Annotated in this window: 24 protein-coding genes; 16 read left to right on the top strand and 8 right to left on the bottom strand. The window is 68.3% G+C overall.

Annotated features, from left to right (window positions below):
• Positions 1–57: 57 nt before the first annotated feature.
• The 14 genes from BM109_RS04820 (at position 58) to BM109_RS04755 (ending at position 10294) form a co-directional block, all read left to right on the top strand.
• Complete coding sequence (locus BM109_RS04820) at positions 58–1506, top strand: high affinity choline transporter 1 (protein ID WP_093340986.1); 1449 nt, start codon at positions 58–60, stop codon at positions 1504–1506.
• Positions 1507–1612: 106 nt separating this feature from the next.
• Positions 1613–1939, top strand: a complete 327-nt coding sequence (locus tag BM109_RS04815; protein WP_093340985.1) for an FmdB family zinc ribbon protein — start codon at positions 1613–1615, stop codon at positions 1937–1939.
• 42 nt (positions 1940–1981) lie between these two features.
• On the top strand, positions 1982–2617 hold the full coding sequence (locus BM109_RS04810) for a DUF502 domain-containing protein (protein ID WP_093340983.1): 636 nt from the start codon (positions 1982–1984) through the stop codon (positions 2615–2617).
• A gap of 35 nt (positions 2618–2652) precedes the next feature.
• On the top strand, positions 2653–4464 hold the full coding sequence (aspS, locus tag BM109_RS04805; protein WP_093340982.1) for an aspartate--tRNA ligase: 1812 nt from the start codon (positions 2653–2655) through the stop codon (positions 4462–4464).
• 64 nt (positions 4465–4528) lie between these two features.
• Complete coding sequence (locus BM109_RS04800) at positions 4529–4810, top strand: type II toxin-antitoxin system prevent-host-death family antitoxin (protein WP_093340980.1); 282 nt, start codon at positions 4529–4531, stop codon at positions 4808–4810.
• A complete protein-coding gene (locus BM109_RS04795) occupies positions 4811–5122 on the top strand; it encodes a CcdB family protein (RefSeq protein ID WP_093340979.1) in 312 nt (103 codons plus the stop codon).
• Positions 5112–5588 (top strand): dihydroneopterin triphosphate diphosphatase, encoded by a 477-nt coding sequence (nudB, locus tag BM109_RS04790; RefSeq protein ID WP_143129079.1) that lies wholly within the window; start codon positions 5112–5114, stop codon positions 5586–5588. Before BM109_RS04795 ends, nudB begins: the two co-directional genes overlap by 11 nt.
• A complete protein-coding gene (locus tag BM109_RS04785; protein WP_093340976.1) occupies positions 5585–6340 on the top strand; it encodes an endonuclease/exonuclease/phosphatase family protein in 756 nt (251 codons plus the stop codon). The genes nudB and BM109_RS04785 overlap by 4 nt, the downstream gene beginning before the upstream one ends.
• Before the next feature lie 73 nt (positions 6341–6413).
• Entirely contained in the window at positions 6414–7145 is a 732-nt protein-coding gene (folE, locus tag BM109_RS04780; RefSeq protein WP_093340974.1) for a GTP cyclohydrolase I, read from the top strand.
• 1 nt (position 7146) lies between these two features.
• A complete protein-coding gene (locus BM109_RS04775) occupies positions 7147–7569 on the top strand; it encodes a BLUF domain-containing protein (RefSeq protein WP_093340973.1) in 423 nt (140 codons plus the stop codon).
• 74 nt (positions 7570–7643) lie between these two features.
• Positions 7644–8525, top strand: coding sequence for an EamA family transporter (locus BM109_RS04770; RefSeq protein WP_093340971.1), 882 nt, complete (start codon positions 7644–7646; stop codon positions 8523–8525).
• A gap of 3 nt (positions 8526–8528) precedes the next feature.
• Entirely contained in the window at positions 8529–9374 is an 846-nt protein-coding gene (locus tag BM109_RS04765; RefSeq protein WP_093340970.1) for a DUF429 domain-containing protein, read from the top strand.
• 147 nt (positions 9375–9521) lie between these two features.
• Positions 9522–9719 (top strand): CsbD family protein, encoded by a 198-nt coding sequence (locus BM109_RS04760; protein ID WP_093340968.1) that lies wholly within the window; start codon positions 9522–9524, stop codon positions 9717–9719.
• 68 nt (positions 9720–9787) lie between these two features.
• Positions 9788–10294: a BON domain-containing protein gene (locus BM109_RS04755; RefSeq protein WP_093340967.1), complete on the top strand. Its 507-nt coding sequence runs from the start codon at positions 9788–9790 to the stop codon at positions 10292–10294.
• 84 nt (positions 10295–10378) lie between these two features.
• On the opposite strand, the gene BM109_RS04750 is transcribed toward BM109_RS04755, so the two are convergent.
• The 6 genes from BM109_RS04750 to BM109_RS04725 all read right to left on the bottom strand — a co-directional run bounded on the left by BM109_RS04750 (position 10379) and on the right by BM109_RS04725 (position 13981).
• The gene (locus BM109_RS04750) at positions 10379–10933 is read right to left on the bottom strand and encodes a ferritin-like domain-containing protein (RefSeq protein ID WP_093340965.1); all 555 of its coding nucleotides are present in this window, start codon (positions 10931–10933) and stop codon (positions 10379–10381) included.
• Complete coding sequence (locus BM109_RS04745) at positions 10930–11466, bottom strand: hypothetical protein (RefSeq protein ID WP_093340964.1); 537 nt, start codon at positions 11464–11466, stop codon at positions 10930–10932. The genes BM109_RS04750 and BM109_RS04745 overlap by 4 nt, the downstream gene beginning before the upstream one ends.
• A complete protein-coding gene (locus tag BM109_RS04740) occupies positions 11453–11836 on the bottom strand; it encodes a hypothetical protein (RefSeq protein ID WP_093340962.1) in 384 nt (127 codons plus the stop codon). The genes BM109_RS04745 and BM109_RS04740 overlap by 14 nt, the downstream gene beginning before the upstream one ends.
• Positions 11837–11869: 33 nt before the next feature.
• A complete protein-coding gene (locus BM109_RS04735; protein ID WP_093340961.1) occupies positions 11870–12241 on the bottom strand; it encodes a hypothetical protein in 372 nt (123 codons plus the stop codon).
• Between the two features lie 51 nt (positions 12242–12292).
• On the bottom strand, positions 12293–12457 hold the full coding sequence (locus tag BM109_RS04730; RefSeq protein ID WP_082321940.1) for a DUF1328 domain-containing protein: 165 nt from the start codon (positions 12455–12457) through the stop codon (positions 12293–12295).
• Between the two features lie 213 nt (positions 12458–12670).
• Positions 12671–13981: a CHASE3 domain-containing protein gene (locus BM109_RS04725; RefSeq protein WP_093340959.1), complete on the bottom strand. Its 1311-nt coding sequence runs from the start codon at positions 13979–13981 to the stop codon at positions 12671–12673.
• 131 nt (positions 13982–14112) lie between these two features.
• Here BM109_RS04725 and BM109_RS04720 point away from each other — a divergent pair, with 131 nt between their 5' ends.
• Positions 14113–14745 (top strand): response regulator, encoded by a 633-nt coding sequence (locus tag BM109_RS04720; protein ID WP_057592041.1) that lies wholly within the window; start codon positions 14113–14115, stop codon positions 14743–14745.
• A 24-nt stretch (positions 14746–14769) separates the two neighbouring features.
• Here BM109_RS04720 and BM109_RS04715 read toward each other — a convergent pair whose 3' ends face one another.
• Positions 14770–15168, bottom strand: a complete 399-nt coding sequence (locus BM109_RS04715; protein WP_093340958.1) for a response regulator — start codon at positions 15166–15168, stop codon at positions 14770–14772.
• Positions 15169–15450: 282 nt separating this feature from the next.
• Here BM109_RS04715 and BM109_RS04710 point away from each other — a divergent pair, with 282 nt between their 5' ends.
• Positions 15451–17469: an AsmA family protein gene (locus tag BM109_RS04710; RefSeq protein ID WP_093341265.1), complete on the top strand. Its 2019-nt coding sequence runs from the start codon at positions 15451–15453 to the stop codon at positions 17467–17469.
• Between the two features lie 16 nt (positions 17470–17485).
• Here the strand turns inward: BM109_RS04710 and BM109_RS04705 are convergent, their stop codons facing one another.
• Complete coding sequence (locus BM109_RS04705; RefSeq protein ID WP_093340956.1) at positions 17486–18250, bottom strand: HesA/MoeB/ThiF family protein; 765 nt, start codon at positions 18248–18250, stop codon at positions 17486–17488.
• Positions 18251–18266: the final 16 nt, after the last annotated feature.

Here is an 18266-nt window from a genome sequence, read left to right as displayed (position 1 = left end):
ACGGCCCGGAAAAGATGGGCGTGCTGCCTTGGAATCGAGGAAAGAGGAGAACCTGACGTGTTGCTGACCCTGGTCATCGTCTATCTGTTGCTCACCATCGCCATCGGCCTGTATGCGGCCCGGCGCGTGAAGAACACCACCGACTTCGCGATCGCCGGGCGGCACCTGCCGCTCTTCATGATCGTCACGACCACCTTCGCGACCTGGTTCGGTTCCGAGACGGTGCTGGGCATCCCGGCCAAGTTCATCGAGGGCGGCCTCAACGGCGTGGTCGAAGACCCGTTCGGCGCCGGCACCTGCCTGATCCTCGTGGGCCTGTTCTTCGCGGGCAAGCTCTATCGCATGACGCTGCTGACCATCAGCGACTACTACCGCGAGCGCTACGGCCGCGGCGTGGAGGTGGCCTGCACGCTGATCATCATGCTGAGCTACCTGGGCTGGGTCTCGGCGCAGGTCACGGCGCTGGGCCTGGTGTTCAACGTGCTCTCGGGCGGCGCCATCGGGCTGTCGACCGGCATGGTGATCGGGGTGGTCTCGATCCTGGCCTACACGCTGTTCGGCGGCATGTGGTCGGTGGCGGTCACCGACTTCATCCAGATGATCATCCTGGTGGCCGGCCTGGCCATCATCGCGATGTTCGCGGGCAACATGGCCGGCGGCGCCGACAAGGTGGTCGCCTTCGCGGTCAGCAAGGACCTGTTCAAGTTCTGGCCCGAGCCCAACTGGCACGACATGGTCTTCTTCTTCGCGGCCGCCATCACCATGATGCTCGGCTCGATCCCGCAGCAGGACGTGTTCCAGCGCGTGATGTCGGCCAACAGCGTCAAGGCGGCCACGCGCGGCCCGGTGATCGGCGGCCTGGCGTACATCCTGTTCGCCTTCGTGCCGATGTTCCTCGTGGCCAGCGCGCTCCTGATCATGCCCGAGCAGACCGCCACGCTGCTCAAGGAGGATCCGCAGAAGGTGCTGCCGACGCTGGTGCTCGAGAAGATGCCGTTCGTGATGCAGGTGCTGTTCTTCGGCGCGCTGCTGTCGGCCATCAAGTCGACCGCCTCGGCCACCTTGCTGGCGCCCAGCGTCACCTTCACCGAGAACATCTGGCGCCAGTTCCGTCCCGCGGGCACCGACCGCGAGAACCTCCGGACCATGCGCATCACGGTGCTGCTGTTCAGCGCGGCGGTGCTGGCCTATGCGATCCGCATGCAGGGCACGCCGATCTACGAACTGGTCTCGGGCGCCTACCAGGTGCCGCTGGTCGGGGCCTTCGTCCCGCTGGTGTTCGGCCTCTACTGGAAGCGCGCCACCACCCAGGGCGCGATCGCCGCGATCCTGTTCGGCATCGGCACCTGGCTGCTGTTCATGGCGATGCCCTGGGGCGCGGTGTTCCCGGCCCAGCTCGCGGGCGTGCTGGCCTCGTTCGCGGGCATGGTGCTCGGCTCGCTGGCGCCGCAATGGGTGGTGAACACTCACACGCCGCACCGCCCGCTGGCGACCGAAACGGCCTGAATCTCGCGCCGGGCGCAATTCCCAGGGCGCCGGCCGGCCGGGGGGCGCCCCTATAATCGAGGGCTTTGCGAGCGGCCGCCCGGTCGCTTTCCCCACTCGATTTCCCATGCCCATCTACGCCTACAAGTGCAGCGCCTGCGGCTTCGCCAAGGATGCCCTGCAGAAGATGTCCGATTCGCCGCTCACGGTGTGTCCGGCATGCGGCGCGAGCGCATTCGAAAAGCAGGTCACGGCGGCCGGATTCCAGCTCAAGGGCTCGGGCTGGTACGTCACCGACTTCCGTGACGGCGGCGGCAAGAAGTCCGAAGCCGCCACCGCGCCGGCCGCCTCGGGCGACGGCGCCGCCAAGTCCGCCGATGCACCCGCCGCCGCGCCCAGCCCGGCTCCCGCGCCGGCCCCTGCGCCCGCGCCGGCCGCCAAGAGCGCCGACTGAGGCGCCGAACCGCCCGTCGCCCTCCAGAGAAGAAACCTCCCGATGCTCGCCCTGCGCAAATGGTTGCTGTCCGGCCTGCTGGTGATCGTGCCGCTGGTCATCACGCTCGGCGTGCTGAACTGGATCATCGGCACGCTCGACCAGACGCTGTGGCTGCTGCCCGAGCAGTGGCAGGTCTGGCTCAGCGACCACCGGGTGCGCGGCCTGGGCGTGCTGCTCACGCTGGCGATCCTGCTGGTGGTGGGCGCCGCCGCGAGCAATTTCGTCGGCAAGCGCCTGCTCGGCTGGGGCGACGCCGTGGTGCGCCGCATCCCGGTGGTGCGCTCGATTTATTCGAGCGTCAAGCAGGTCTCCGACACGCTGTTCTCCGAGAACGGCAACGCCTTCCGCACCGCGGTGCTGGTGCAATGGCCGCGCGAAGGCGTGTGGACCATCGCCTTCGTCACCGGCGCGCCCGGCAACGAGGTCGCGGAACACCTGGGCAACGAGGAGTTCCTCAGCGTCTACGTGCCCACCACGCCCAATCCCACGGGCGGCTACTTCGTGATGCTCAAGCGCAGCGACTGCATCGAGCTCCTGATGAGCGTGGACGAGGCGCTCAAGTACATCGTCTCGATGGGGGTCGTCGTTCCCGGCAGCCCCGCCAGCATCGCGACGACCAAACCGTCCAACCCATAAAAACGAACGCGCCGCAACGGCGCCGGAATCTAGCCATGGCCATGCGTACTCACTATTGCGGTCTCGTGACCGAAGCCCTGTTGGGCCAGACCGTCACCCTTTGCGGCTGGGTCAACCGTCGCCGCGACCACGGCGGCGTGATCTTCATCGACGTGCGCGACCGCGAAGGCTACGTGCAGGTGGTGTGCGACCCCGATCGCGCCTCGACCTTCGCCGTCGCCGAGAACCTGCGCAACGAGTTCTGCGTGCAGATCACGGGCCTCGTGCGCGCACGCCCCGAAGGCACCACCAACGACCAGCTCAAGAGCGGCAAGATCGAAGTGCTCGCGCACGAGCTCAAGGTGCTCAACCCCTCGGTCACGCCGCCGTTCCTGCTCGACGACGACAACCTGTCGGAAACCACGCGCCTCACGCACCGCGTGCTGGACCTGCGCCGCCCGGCGATGCAGCGCAACCTGATGCTGCGCTACAAGGTGACGATGGAAACGCGCAAGTTCCTCGACGCCAACGGCTTCATCGACATCGAGACCCCGATGCTCGGCAAGTCCACGCCCGAAGGCGCGCGCGACTACCTGGTGCCCAGCCGCGTGCACGACGGCAGCTTCTTCGCGCTGCCGCAGTCGCCGCAGCTGTTCAAGCAGCTGCTGATGGTGGCCGGCTACGACCGCTACTACCAGATCGTGAAGTGCTTCCGCGACGAGGACCTGCGCGCCGACCGCCAGCCCGAATTCACGCAGATCGACATCGAGACCTCGTTCCTCGCCGAGGAAGAGATCCGCGAGATGTTCGAAGGCATGATCCGCAACGTGTTCCGCAACGCCGCGGGCATCGAGCTGCCGGTGTTCCCGACCATGACCTACGGCGAGGCGATGTTCAAGTACGGCTCGGACAAGCCCGACCTGCGCGTGAAGCTCGAGTTCACCGAACTCACCGAGCTCATGAAGCGCGTGGAATTCAAGGTGTTCTCGAACGCCGCCACGATGAAGGGCGGCCGCGTGGTCGCTCTGCGCGTGCCCGGCGGCGGTGCCGAGGGCGGCCTGTCGCGCGGCGAGATCGACGCCTACCAGGAGTTCGTGAAGATCTACGGCGCCAAGGGCCTGGCCTACATCAAGATCAACGATGCGGCGGCCGGCCGCGAGGGCCTGCAGAGCCCGATCGTGAAGAACCTCGACGACAACGCGCTGGCCGAGATCATCGCCCGCACCGGCGCGCGCAACGGCGACATCCTGTTCTTCGGCGCCGACAAGGAGAAGGTGGTCAACGACGCCATCGGCGCGCTGCGCGTGAAGATCGGCCACAGCGCCTTCGGCAAGAAGAGCGGCCTGTTCGACGACCGCTGGGCACCGCTGTGGGTGGTCGACTTCCCGATGTTCGAGTTCGACGAGGAAGGCCAGCGCTGGAGCGCCGTGCACCATCCGTTCACCGCGCCGAAGGACGGCCATGAGGACCTCATGGACACCGCGCCCGAGAAGTGCATCGCCAAGGCCTACGACATGGTGCTCAACGGCATCGAGATGGGTGGCGGCTCGGTGCGTATCCACCGCGAGGAAGTGCAGAGCAAGGTGTTCCGCGCGCTCAAGATCAGCGCCGAGGACGCGCAGCTCAAGTTCGGCTTCCTGCTCGACGCGCTGCAGTACGGCGCGCCGCCGCACGGCGGCATCGCCATCGGCCTGGACCGCCTCGTCATGCTGATGACCGGCGCCGAGTCGATCCGCGACGTGATCGCATTCCCGAAGACCCAGCGCGCGCAGGACCTGCTGACGCAGGCGCCGAGCCCGGTCGACGAGAAGCAGCTGCGCGAACTGCACATCCGGCTGCGCAACGTGCAGCCGCAGCAGGCGGCCTGATCGGCGGCGCTTGCTCCGGGAAGGGCGGTGGCTAAAATGGCTAATCACTCCCCGGGAGCCAGCCATGCAGATCACCGCCACCGAAGCCAAGAACCGATTCGGCTACTACCTCGGCCAGGCCGAGCGTGAGCCGGTGCATGTGATGAAGAACGACCGCGTGGCGGTCGTTCTCGTTTCTGCGGCGCGCTTTGCGGAACTCGAAGCGCTGGAGCAGAAGAAATCGATGGCTCAGCGCAAGCGCGAGTTCAATGCGCAATACAAGGACTGGATCGCCGAGCAGAACGAACTGGTGGAGAAACAGGGCTTGTGGTGCGAGGGGATGGTGGCCTGGCAGGAAGCGCCTTGAATGGCCCAGTTCGACATCTACGAGAACCCTCGGCCCGAGGCGCGCCGGACGGTTCCCTACGTCATCGACGTGCAAAGCGGCCTGCTCGATCACTTGTCGACCCGCCTTGTCATTCCCGTGTTTCGCGTCGGCGCGCGCCAGGCACCGGTCAACTTGTGCCCGCCGGTGGAAATGGGCGGGGAGACCTTGTCCCTGATGCCGCACCTGGCGGCCCCTCTGTCGGCCAAGCTTCTCAAGAAGCCTGTCGCTTCGTTCGCTTCCCGCGCCAGTGAGGTCGCAGCCGCCATGGATGCCGTGCTCAGTGGCTTCTGATACGCGCCCCTTCAAGATCCCTCAGTCCGTACTGGTCGTGATCCACACGCCCGCCCTCGACGTGCTGCTGATCCGCCGCGCCGACGCCGAGACCGAGTTCTGGCAGTCGGTCACGGGCAGCAAAGACACGGAGGACGAGCCGCTGGCGCTCACGGCCGCGCGCGAGGTCGCGGAGGAGACCGGCATCCTGTGCGGGCAGGGCAGTGCGCTCGCGGCGCAACTGGTCGACTGGGAGCTGCGCAACGTCTACGAGATCTATCCGCGCTGGCGTGCGCGCTATGCGCCGGGCGTCACGCACAACACCGAGCACCTGTTCGGCCTGTGCGTGCCCGAGCGCGTCGTGCCGGTGCTGGCGCCGCGCGAGCACACCGACTGGCGCTGGCTGCCGTACCGCGAGGCCGCCGACGCCTGCTTTTCCCCATCGAACGCCGAAGCCATTCTGTTGCTGCCAGAATTTGCGCGATGAACTCGCAGACGCCCAACTTCCGGGTCGCCACCTACAACATCCACAAGGGGGTGCAGGGCATCGGGCCCGCGCGGCGGCTCGAAATCCACAACCTCGGCCACGCCATCGAGCAGCTCGACGCCGACATCGTCTGCCTGCAGGAAGTGCGCAAGATGAACCGCCAGGCGGCGGTGCGCTTTCCGCGCTGGCCCGAGCTGCCGCAGGCCGATTTCCTCGCGCCCGAGGGCTACACGGCGGTCTACGAGACCAATGCCATCACGCGCCACGGCGAGCACGGCAACGCGCTGCTCACGCGCTGGCCGGTGCTGCGCACCAATCACCAGGACATCTCCGACCACCGCTTCGAGCAGCGCGGCCTGCTGCACGTGGTGATGGAGGTCGAAGGGCGGCCGGTACACGCCATCGTGGTGCATCTGGGGCTCATCAAGGGCAGCCGCGTGCGGCAGGTGGCGCGGCTGCGCGAATTCATCGAGCGCGAGGTGCCGAACGGCGAGCCGGTGGTGGTGGCCGGCGACTTCAACGACTGGGGCGCGCGCATGCGCTACGCGATGAACGCCATGGGCCTGCGCGACACCAGCGACCTGCGCGGCCCGCGCACGCTGACCTATCCCTCGCGGCTGCCGGTGGCGCAGCTCGATTTCATCTACGGCCGCGAGATCGAACCGCTGACCAGCAGCGTGCCGCGCGGCCCGATCTGGGCCCGCATGTCGGACCACCTGCCGCTGGTCACCGACTTCTTGCTGCCGAATTGATAGCAAGGCCCGCAGAAGGAGCGGGCATTCGCGGCCCGAACGGCGGGCATGCATTCACTGGTACGATGGCCCGATGCTGAGGAAAACCGAAGTGGACACGCTCCCCGTTCCCAAAGACGACGACGAGGGCACGCCCGTCTCCGTGAAGATCCGCGAACGCCTGCACGCGGCGCGCCGGCGCTTCAACGCCAACGACAACATCGCCGAGTTCATCCAGCCCGGCGAGCTCGAGGCCCTGCTCGACGAGGTCGAGGTCAAGATGAAGGGTGTGCTCGACAGCCTGGTGATCGACGTCGAGAACGACCACAACACCGACAACACCGCGCGTCGCGTGGCCAAGATGTACGTCAACGAGGTGTTCCGCGGCCGCTACGTGCCGCCGCCTTCGCTGACCGAATTCCCCAATGCCGAGCACCTCAACGAACTGATGATCGTCGGCCCGATCACGGTGCGCAGCGCCTGCTCGCACCACTTCTGCCCGATCATCGGCAAGCTCTGGATCGGCGTGATGCCCAACGAGCACACCAACGTCATCGGCCTGTCGAAATACGCGCGCCTCGCCGAATGGGTGATGGGCCGTCCGCAGATCCAGGAAGAGGCCGTGGTGCAACTGGCCGACCTGATCCAGGAAAAGACCCAACCCGACGGCCTCGCGCTGGTGATGGAGGCCGAGCACTTCTGCATGGCCTGGCGCGGCGTGAAGGAAATGGACAGCAAGATGATCAACTCCGTGATGCGCGGCGTGTTCCTCAAGGACCCGAGCCTGCGCCGCGAATTCCTGTCCCTCCTGCCCCGAAAGAGCTGACATGCTGGTCCGACTCCTCTACGCCAGCCGCGCCGTCGACACCAGCCCCGCGGCCATCGAGGCGATCCTCACGCAATCGCGCTCGCACAACACGACCTGCGGCATCACGGGCATCCTCTGCTACGGCGGCGGCACCTTCCTGCAGGCGATCGAAGGCGGCCGCATGGCGATCAGCGAGCTCTACGGCCACATCCAGCGCGATGCGCGCCACAAGGACGTGGTGCTGCTGCACTACGAGGAAATCTTCGAGCGCCGCTTCGGCGGCTGGACCATGGGGCAGGTCAACCTCTCCAAGCTCAACGCCTCCACGCTGCTGAAGTATTCCGAGAAGCCCGAGCTCGACCCGTACAAGGTCTCGGGCAAGGTCTCGCTGGCGTTGCTCGAGGAGCTGATGGCCACGGCGGCCATCGTCGGGCGCCACTGAAATGCGTCGGGGGCCTCGGCCCCCTTTTTGTTGCCCGCCGGCCGGTGGGCGAGCGACTTCCCTGACCTGATCCCGTGCCTCTTTCCGCATTCGCGCTGATCCTGCTTGCAGGGCTCATCCACGCGGGCTGGAACATCGTCGCCAAGAAGGCCAACGGCGACGTGCGCTTCAGCTTCCAGACCAGCGTGTTCAACATGCTCATCTGGGCGCCCGTGGGCATCGTGCTGGGCTGGAACGTGGTGCCCCACTGGGGCGCGACCGAGTGGGGCTTCGTCGTGCTCAGCGGCGTGCTGCACATCTTCTATTTCATCGTGCTGCTGCGCGGCTACCGCAAGTCGGACCTCACGGTGGTCTATCCGCTGGCGCGGGGCTCGGGGCCGCTCCTGTCGTCGCTGGTGGCGGTGCTGTTCCTCGGCGAGAAGATCAGCCTCGTGGGCGTGGCGGGCATCCTGGGCGTGGTGGGGGGCGTGTTCCTGGTCGCCGGTGGCCCGAAGCTCTGGCACAAGGCGCACGACCCGGCGCAGCGCGAGCGCGTGCACAAGGGCATCCGCTACGGCGTGCTGACCGGCGGCTTCATCGCGGCCTACACCGTGGCCGACAGCTACGCCGTCAAGTTCCTCGCGATGTCGCCGATCCTGCTCGACTACTTCGGCAACCTCGTGCGCCTGGTGCTGCTGCTGCCGGCCGCGCTGCACGACCGTGCCACCACCGCGCGCATGTGGCGCGCGCAGTGGAAGTACGCGCTGGTGGTGGCGGCCGTGAGCCCGGTGTCGTACGTGCTGGTGCTCTACGCGGTGCAGCAGGCGCCGATCTCGCACGTGGCGCCCGCGCGCGAGGTGTCGATGCTGTTCGCGGCGCTGATCGGCGGCCACCTGCTGCGCGAGGGCGACCGGCTGTTGCGCCTGCTGGGCGCGCTCTTCATCGCCGCGGGCGTGGTGGCGCTCGCGCTGGGCTGAGCCATGAAGCGGACGCGCCCGGGCCCGCTGCTGTTCGGCTGCGACTTCTCGAGCGCACCGACCGCGCGCAAGCCGATCGTGGTGGCGACCGGCGAACCGACGTCCGATGACGCGGTCGCGCTGCACGGCCTGCAGCGCTTCACCACGCTCGAGGCCTGGAGCCGCTGGCTGCACGCCACGCCGGCCTGGGTCGGCGGTTTCGACTTCCCGTTCAGCCTGCCGCGCGAACTGGTCGAGCACCTGGGCTGGCCCGTGCGCTTCGAGCCGCTGATCGCGCATTACGCCGCGCTCACCCGCGCCGAGATCCGCGAGACCTTCGCGGCCTTCTGCGCCGCGCGGCCGGTGGGCGGCAAGTTCGCGCACCGCGCCACCGATGCGCCCGCGGGTTCCAGCCCGTCGATGAAGTGGGTCAATCCGCCGGTGGCCTTCATGCTGCACGCCGGGGTGCCGCCGCTGCTGTCGGCCGGTGCCCATCTGCCGGGGCTGCGCGCGGTGCAGCCGGCTGAGCGGGTGGCACTCGAGGCCTACCCCGGGCTGCTGGCGCGCGAGCTGATCGGCCGCCGCAGCTACAAGAGCGACGAGCTCGCCAGGCAGACGCCCGAGCGCCGCGCGGCGCGCGCCGAACTGCTGGCCGCACTCGAGGCCGGCCGCACGCGGCTCGGCCTGCGCCTCGTGCTCTCGGCCGGGCAGCGCCGCGAGCTGCTCGACGACCCGCGCGGCGACGACCTCGATGCCGTGCTGTGCCTGGTGCAGGCGGCCTGGGGCCTGCAGCGCGCGGACAGCGCGGGCCCCGGCTACGGCCTGCCCACGGACATCGATCCGCTCGAGGGCTGGATCGTCTCCGCCTGACTCCGGCCGGGCCCGGTTGTCCTACAGCGCTTCGAGCCGCCGTCGCGGCGCAGCGGCCCGATCCGGTCGCTAGATTGACGTCATGGGCCGCCGGCCCATGCGCCCGATCTCCGGGTGCTTCGTGACCGAATCAGGAAGGACATCGCAATGAACAAGGATCAAGTGGCAGGCCGCGTCGACCAGGCCAAGGGCAAGCTCAAGGAAGTCGCCGGCAAGGTCGTGGGCAACGAGAAGCTCGAAGGCGAAGGCGTTGCCGACCAGGCCGCCGGCAAGGTGCAGAGCACCTATGGCGACGTGAAGGAAAAGGCGAAGGACGCCATCAAGTCCGGCGCCGACAAGCTCTGAGGCGACATGGCTGCGGCCCGCGAGGGCGCAGCCTTTTTTCTTTTCATTCCATCGATGTGGAGGTTCCCATGACCATTTCGATACAGCCGTCCGCTTCGCGCACGCGCACCTGGCTCGCCGTGCTGGCGATCGCCGGCGGCAGCCTCGCGCTGGCCGCCTGCGACAAGAACGATGGCCGCACCGCCGGCGAGAAGCTCGACAGCGCCGTGGCGCGCACCGAGCAGGCCGTCGACACCGCGCGCGACAAGACCGTGAAGATGGCCGAGGAGGCCAAGACCCGGATCGATTCGCAGAGCGTGAAGGATGGTGCCGCCAACGCGAAGGAAGCCGTGAAGGACGCCGGCAGCGCCGTCGCGAACACGGTGGACGACGCGGCCATCACCGCCGCCATCTCGGCCGGCCTGGCGAAGGATCCCGACCTCAGCGCCATCAAGATCGACGTCGACACCAAGGCCGGTGCCGTGAGCCTGCAGGGGCCCGCGCCGAGCGCCGCCGCCAAGGAGCGCGCCGAGCAGATCGCCAAGGGCGTGCAGGGCGTGACCTCGGTCGACAACCGGCTCGAGGTGAAGGGCTGAGTTTTTCGAGTCTTCGGACTCGTTTCCTCCCGCCCCCAAAGAAAAAGCCCGGCATGCCGGGCTTTTTCCTGGGTGGCTGCCGGGTCAGTGGCCTAGCCAGTCCTTCAGCTCGTCGGCGTGCTCTTCCTCGTCCGAGAGGATGTCCTCGAGCATGCGGCGGGTGGTCGGGTCCTTGTCGCCGATCAGGTTGATCATCTGGCGGTACGACTCGACCGCGATGCGCTCGGCCACGAGGTTGGCGCGCACCATGGCCTGCAGGTCGGTCGATTCGTCGTATCCGGCGTGGCTGCGTTCGCGCAGGTGATCGGGCGCGAAATCGGGTTCGCCGCCCAGCTGCACGATGCGTTCGGCGATGCGGTCGGCATGGCCCGATTCCTCGTTGGCATGCACCAGGAATTCGTCGGCGATGGCCGGCGACTCCACGCCGTTGGCGGTGAAGTAGTGGCGCTTGTAGCGCAGCACGCAGACCAGCTCGGTGGCGAGCGCGTCGTTCAGCAGCTTGACGATGTCGTCGCGCCACGGGCCGTAGGCCGGGGTGACGGCGCCGTCGTCGAGGCTGTGGGCCGCGGCATCGAGGCCCTTCTGGTCCAGCACCAGGTGCTGGTGGTCCTTCGCCGGAGTGGAGGCATTGGCTTTCATGGGGGATCCTTTCGTGGGGGAGTTGTTTTCTGCTGCATGAGCGTGTTCACGATGTCGGCCAGGTCGGACGTCTTGAGCACCGCGGCCAGCACCGCCGTCACCGACAGCAGCCGCCAGGGCCTGACCAGCACCACCACAGCGCCGGTGGCCGCGGCAATGGCCATCAGCTTGGCCGGCTCCTTGCGCGCATAGCGCTCGAGCAGCGGCCGGGCCAACTGGCCCGCCGCGTGCGCCGGATGGCGGCGCCACCAGCGCTCGGCCATGCTGCGCGCGACCGAGGCCCAGACGCGGGCATTGCCGCCGCGTCCATCGCCCGCATCGTGCGCGCGCTGGCCTTCGAAGGCGGCGCCGGCATCGTCGGGGTCGGACTGCGCGAAGGCCGCTTCGGCATCGCGCCGGGCGCGTTCCTGCTGCGGCGTGCGCGGTTCCGAGTCGGGCTCGCGTCCGCCGTTGAGTTCGCGCACCAGCGCGCGGCGCGACAGCGCCAGCCGTTCCTTCGGCGTCAGCAGGGCGCGGGGATCAGTGCCGGCCATGGCGGCCTCCGGCTTCGTGAAGGGCCTGCAGGTCGGCGTCGACCTGCGCACGCAGATCGTCGAACCCATGGGCGATGAAGGGACGGGATGCGATCCAGGCGCAGATCGCGGCGATCGCCAGCGCCACGCCGGGAACCGCGATCAGCACCCAATGAAAACTGCCGTGCAGCACGCCCAGCAGCACCGCCACGCCGATGAGTCCCAGCGCCAGCACGAAGGTGGCTGCCGCCAGGATGCCCGCGACGATGCGGGCGATCAGCCCGCGGGCCGCAGTGCCCGACTCCTGCCGGACCAGGGCCGCGTAATTGGCGATGTGTTCGGCGATGAGCTCCGGGTGCCCGAGCACCGTGGAAAAGATCGGATGAAGCATGGTGCTGCGGAGCGGGGCCGATGCTTCAGGCGATCAATAGTCGTCCCGACGGCGGCTGGCCAGCACGATCAGTGCGGTGATGGCGGCACCGGCCGCGGCGGCGATCAGCACCGAGCGCACGGGCTGGTCGGAGATGTAGCGGCCGGTCGAGTCGGCGGCCTGCTCGAGGCGGCGCTGGGCACGGGCGCTGGTGGTCGATGCGGCATCGAGGCCGCGCTGCACGGCCTGCTGCACGCGCGCTGCGAGCTGTTCGACCGCCGGTTCCGCGTCGCGACGCAGCTCGCGGACCTTTTCGCCCGCCGCATTCACCGCATTCTGTGCATAGGCACGCGTGGTATCGACAGCGTCGTTGGCGGTCTGGCGTGCGTCATCGGCGAGTTGCTGGGGGGTCTTGGTCGTGTTCATGAAAAGTCCTTTCCGGGAATGATTTGCGAGAGCCTGTGAATCGTACCGACGCTACTTGCTTCGTAGCAAGCCGGCCAGGAAGCTCGCGATGGCGAGCACGGCGAAGATCACGAAGAGGATCTTGGCGATGCCGACGGCGCTGGCGGCGATACCGCCGAAGCCGAACAAGGCGGCGATCAGCGCGATGACCAGAAAGACCACTGCGTAGTGCAACATGCGGAACTCCTTGGAGGCTGCCCTCGTTGTTGGAAAAGCCGCGTGTCCGATGGGGAGGAACACGGCATGGACAGACCTTAAGGGTCGGCCCATGGCGGACCTGTCAGTGGCAGGGGGGGCGGGGCGTAGGAGATGGCCGAGTCCGCCCGGCCGCCCATCAAATCGCGTGAAATCCGGCACGAATGCGCCGGCACACGAGGCAGGGCTTCGGGCCTACGCCACCGGCAGCATCGCCGCGATGCGCGTGCCGTGCCCGGGCGTCGATTCCACCGTGAGCTTGCCGTGCGCTGCTTCCACGCGGTGGCGCATGCCGGCCAGGCCATGGGTCGACGGGCGCATCTTCAGGGCGTCGAAGCCCTTGCCGTTGTCGACCACCTCGACCACCACGTGCGTGTCGTGGTCCTTCATCGAGATCGTGGCCTCGGTGGCCTCGGCGTACTTGCCGATGTTGGTCAGGCTCTCCTGCACCATCCGGTAGATGGTGAGCTGGCGCGACTCGTCGGTGCTGACCGGCTCCAGCTGCATGTCGACGTGGATGCCCGAACGTTCGCCGAACTCGCGCCCGAGGATCTCGAGCGAGGCCACCAGCCCCAGGTTGGCCAGCGAGGACGGGCGCAGGTCCTCGATGATGCGGCGCTTGAGCGCGATGCCGCTGTTGAGCAGCTCGGTCAGATGCTGCAGCCGCTGGATCGCATCGGGCGAGTCGGCCAGCCGCGACTTCAGCCGCGCCACGTCGAGCTTGGCGGCGGTCAGCAGCGAGCCCAGCTCGTCGTGCAGCTCGCGCGCCAGGAAGCCGCGCTCGGTCTCGCGCACGTCCTGCAGGTGGGTCGCCAGCTCGGCCAGCGAGGTGGTGCGCTCGCGCACCTCGTCCTCCAGGGCATTGCGCTCGCGCTGCAGGGTTTCCTGCTGGCGCTCGCCGATCGAGCGCAGCACGTGCGTCTGGCGCAGGTACAGGAAGAAGGCGAACAGGGCCGCCAGCGCCACGATGCTGGTGCCGAAGCGCGCCAGCCGCAGCGACAGCATCACCTGGGTCTGGCTGTCGTGCAGGGTCTTGTTGCTGAGCTCCACCAGGCCCCGGGCCTTCTCGCGGATGGAATCCATCTCCTCGCGGCCGACGTCGGTGGTGATGACGAACTTCCAGGCGTCCTCCTTGCCGTCCGAGCGCAGGCGCACGCTCATGTCCATCTCGGACACCTTGCGCAGCACGTGTTTCGACAGCTCGGCCAGCTGGGCCGTCTCGGCCGGCCGGCCGGCATACTGCTCGCGCAGGCTCGCCAGGTTGCCGTCGATCTGCTGGATCGCGTTGTCGTAGGGTTGCCGATAGGCGGCTTCCCCTGTCAGCAGATAGCCGCGCTGGCCCGTTTCTGCATCGAGGATGTTCTGCAGCAGCTGGTTGAGCACGCTGCGCACCTTCTGGGCGGCGTCGATCTCGGCCAAGGCGATACTGGACTGCCGGTAGCCCGCCTCGTTGATGCCGACGAGCGCCAGCGCCGCCAGTGCCGCGAGCAGCAGGCTCAGGGCCATTTTGGGGAAGGCTAGCCAACGCATGAAACTATTGAGTCCGCTTTCAAGACAAGATCGTGAATAATTGACAACGATCAGGGAACCGGCATGTTGCGGCCCGCGGACCGGCAACACAACGACGAAAGTAACAGATGATCAAAATTGGAATTGTGGACGACCACGCCATCGTGCGATCGGGCCTCAGGCAGTTCTTCTCCGAGCACGTGGATCTGCGCGTGGCCGGCGAGGCCGCCAGCGGTCGCGAGGCGATCGAACTCGTGCGCACGACCGAACTCGACGTGCTGGTGATGGACCTGTCGATGCCGGGGCAAAGCGGGATCGATGCGCTCGCCATGATCCGTGCCAAGGCGCCCGACGTCGGCATCCTGATCCTGAGCGGGTACCCCGAGGAACACTACGCGATGAACCTGATCCGGCAGGGCGCGAGCGGCTACCTCAACAAGGAGTGCGATCCGATGGAGATCGTCAACGCGATCCGCACCATCGCGCTGGGCCGCCGCTACATCACCCCCGCCGTCGCCGAACTGCTGGCCCGCCAGCTCGACCGCAAGGACGACGCCGCGCCGCACGAGCAGCTCTCGGAACGCGAGTTCCAGGTGTTCCTGAAGCTGGCCAAGGGCGAGACCGCGGGCGACATCGCCAAGACGCTGTCGCTGTCGGTGAAGACCGTGAGCACCTACCGCACGCGGCTGATGGAGAAGATGAACCTCTCCTCCAACAGCGACCTCACGTACTACGCCCTCAAGAACAAGCTGATCGACTGAGAGAGCCACCGTTCGCGCCGGGGCTCAGCCCGGCCCCGGTGGCTGCGACGCCACCGCGCGCAGGCAGAAATCGACCAGCGCGTCGATCTCGTTGGACTTGTCGAACACCGCGTCCACGCCGAACTGCGCACAACGCCTGCGGATGTCGGGCGTCGCATAGTTGCTGAGCACCACCACCTTCTGTTCGGGGCGCCGCTCGGTGCAGGCCTTCAGCACGCCCAGCCCGCTGCCCTGCTTGAGGAACAGATCGACCACCGCGAGGTTCCATTCGGCGGCATGCGTGCGCAGCCATTCGATCGCGTGGTCTTCGGTTTCCGCATAGCCGACCACCACGGTGCGCGCCAGTTCTTCCAGGGTGCCGATGAGGTTTTCACGGATCGTGAGGTTGTCCTCGACGATGTAGGTCTTCAATCTGGAATCCATGACGAACCGCGCTTCCTCCGACGTTGCCCGAATGATGTGTGCCGCGCGGCCGGCGCTCTGAGACAGAGGGCTGGTGCTGGCTGGACCGGGCTCTGGACGATGAGGCCTCCCTGCCGCGCATCATGCAGGGTTCAGTGCGAGGCATCTGTAGGCGGGTTCCGACGCACCCGCAGGCGAGGGCCCTGGCGTCGCTCGGCGCGCGGTAGGTGATGCCGTACGCGGGTTGCGGCCCTGCGCCGACCTGGACGGCGCGCGCGATGCGGTCATCATGCAGGCATGGCGATGGATCACACCCGCACCCTCCCGCGCAGATTTCCGCTGTGGCAGAAGCTGATCGTGCTGCTGCTCGCGCTGTTTGCGGCGCTGGTGATCGCCATCCTGTTCTTCCCCTGGGACGTGCTGCGCGAGCCGGTCAACCGCTACGTGAGCGAGAAGACCGGCCGCAAGTTCGAGATCACGCGCCGGCTCGACGTCGATCTCGGCTGGCGCGGCGCCACCGTCAAGTTCGACGGCATCGAGTTCGCCAACCCCTCGTGGGCGCGCGATCCCTACCTCGTGAAGGCCGAGCGCGCCGAGTTCGACATCCGCCTCTGGCCGCTGGTCTCGCGCCGCATCGAGATCCCGCGGCTGGTGCTCGCCTCGCCCACCGTGGGCCTGCAGATGGAAGCCGACGGCCGGCGCACCTGGGCCTTCGGCAAGGACACCTCCGACGCCGGCACCGCGCCCGTGATCGGCACCATCGAGATCGACGGCGGTGCCATCGACTTCCTGGCCAAGCACCTGGGCGTGGACATCCATGCCGACGTCAGCTACGACACCGCGCGCGGTGCGCTGCCGGTGCACTACCGCATCAAGGGCCGCTACAAGGGCCAGCCGCTCACGGCCCAGGGCCGCACCGGCAACGTGATGCAGATCAACGCGGCCGGCGCGCCCCCGTTCCCGCTCGAGATCGACGCGGCCGCGGGCCAGACCAAGCTCAAGGCCAGCGGCACCGTGGGCTCGCTCGCGGACCTCGACGGCATCGACGCCAAGTTCGACATCCGCGGCCAGACCCTGGGCGCGCTGTTCCCGCTGCTGGGCATCGCGTTGCCGCAGACCTCGCCCTACGCGGTGCGCGGCACCCTGAGCAAGCGCGGCACGCTGTGGGAGGCCAAGGCGCTGCAGGGCAAGCTGGGCCTGTCCGACATCGCGGGCGACATGCGCTTCGACCAGGCCGCCCAGGTGCCCTACCTCGCGGGCGAGCTGCGCTCGAAGGTGATGGACATGGACGATCTCGGCCCGCTGATCGGCCTGCCGCCGACCGCGCGCACCGCCGCCACCGTCGAGGGCGTGGCGCCGCCGCCGACCGTGACCCAGGTCAAGCGCCCGGGCGGCAAGGTGCTGCCGACCGCGCCGCTGGACTTCGAGCGCCTGCGCGCGATGAATGCCGACGTGAAGTACACGGCCGAGCGCATCCGCAACGTGCGCGAGGTTCCGCTCGACAGCGGCAGCGTGCAGGTCAAGCTCAAGGACAGCGTGCTCACGCTCGACCCGCTCGAGCTCGGCGTGGCCGGCGGCAAGCTGGCCGGCGCGATCCGCATCGACGGTTCGAAGAACCCTGCCGACATCCGCGCCGCGCTCGACGTGCGCGCGATGCAGCTCGCGCGGCTGTTCCCCAAGCTCGAGACCACCGGCAACAGCCTGGGCCGGCTCGACGGCCGCATCAACCTCTCGGGCTCGGGCAGCACCGTGGCCAACTGGCTCGGCGGCGCCTCGGGCGACGTGGCGGTGCTGGCCGGCCGCGGCCAGTTCGGCAACCTGCTGCCGGTGTTCGCGACGCTGGTGGGCGGCGACATCCTCAAGTTCCTGCTGCGCGGCGACCGCGACGTGGAACTGCGCTGCGCGGCCGTGGCCTTCGACGTGAACAAGGGGCTGGCGACCGGCCGCACCCTGCTGGTGGACACCACCAATGCGCTATTCACGGCCACGGGACAGGCCAATTTCGCCACCGAGGGGCTGGATTTCGTGATCCACCAGGAGCCCAAGAGCAAGAGCCTGCTGTCGATCCGCACGCCGCTGGTGGTCAGCGGCAGCTTCGGCGATCCCAAGGGCGGGCTGCAGGTCGGGCCGCTGGCGGGCCGTGGACTGGCGGCCCTGGCACTGGGCGCGGTCAACCCGCTGCTGGCGCTGGCCGCGACCATCGAGACCGGCCCCGGCGAGGATTCCGACTGCAAGGCGGTGCTGGCCCAGGCCAACAAGCCGACCGCCGGCGCCGCCGCCAACGGCGCGGCGCGGGCCAAGGGCGCGAAGCAGCAGCCCTGACCCCGAGCGGGGCTGGCTAGGGTGCGGCGCGCTGCGCCGCGCAGACACCGCAGTGCGGATCGCGTGCCACGCGCAGCGTGTCGAACGAGGCGCTGCGCCCGTCGAACATCAGCAACCGGCCCGCCAGCGACGGCCCGATGCCCGCGAGCAGCTTGAGCGCCTCGAGCGCCTGCAGGGTGCCGATGGTGCCGACCACCGGTCCGAACACCCCGAGCACCGCGCACAGCGTCTCCTCGAAGGCCGCGTCGGGCGGGAACAGGCAGGCATAGCAGGGCGAGGCCGGATCGCGCACGTCGTACACGCTGAGCTGCCCGTCGAAACGGATCGCGGCACCCGCCACCAGCGGCTTGCCGTGCGCCACGCAGGCGCGGTTGACGGCCTGGCGCGTCACGAAGTTGTCGGTGCAGTCGAGCACCACGTCGGCCGCGGCGACCAGCGCCGACAGCTGGTCTTCGTCGGGGCGCAGCACGTGGGTCTCGATGGCGATGCCGGGATTGATGTCGCGCATGGCCTGCGCCGCCGACGCCACCTTGGGCTGGCCCACGCGCGCCTCGGTGTGGGCGACCTGGCGCTGCAGGTTGGTGAGGTCGACCTCGTCGTCGTCGACCAGCACGATGCGCCCCACGCCCGCCGCCGCGAGATAGAGCACGGCCGGCGACCCCAGCCCGCCGGCGCCGATCACCAGCACCCGGCCGGCGCTCACGCGCGCCTGGCCATCGATGCCGAATTCCTCGAGCAGGATGTGGCGCGAATAGCGCAGCAGGTCGTCGTCTTCGTTCATGGCGGGGGAGAAAGCA

This window comes from Variovorax sp. PDC80, assembly GCF_900115375.1.
Taxonomy (GTDB): Bacteria; Pseudomonadota; Gammaproteobacteria; order Burkholderiales; family Burkholderiaceae_C; genus Variovorax.
The sequence above is the reverse complement of the archived record's forward strand: the minus strand, read 5'-3'. Positions and strand labels throughout refer to the sequence as shown.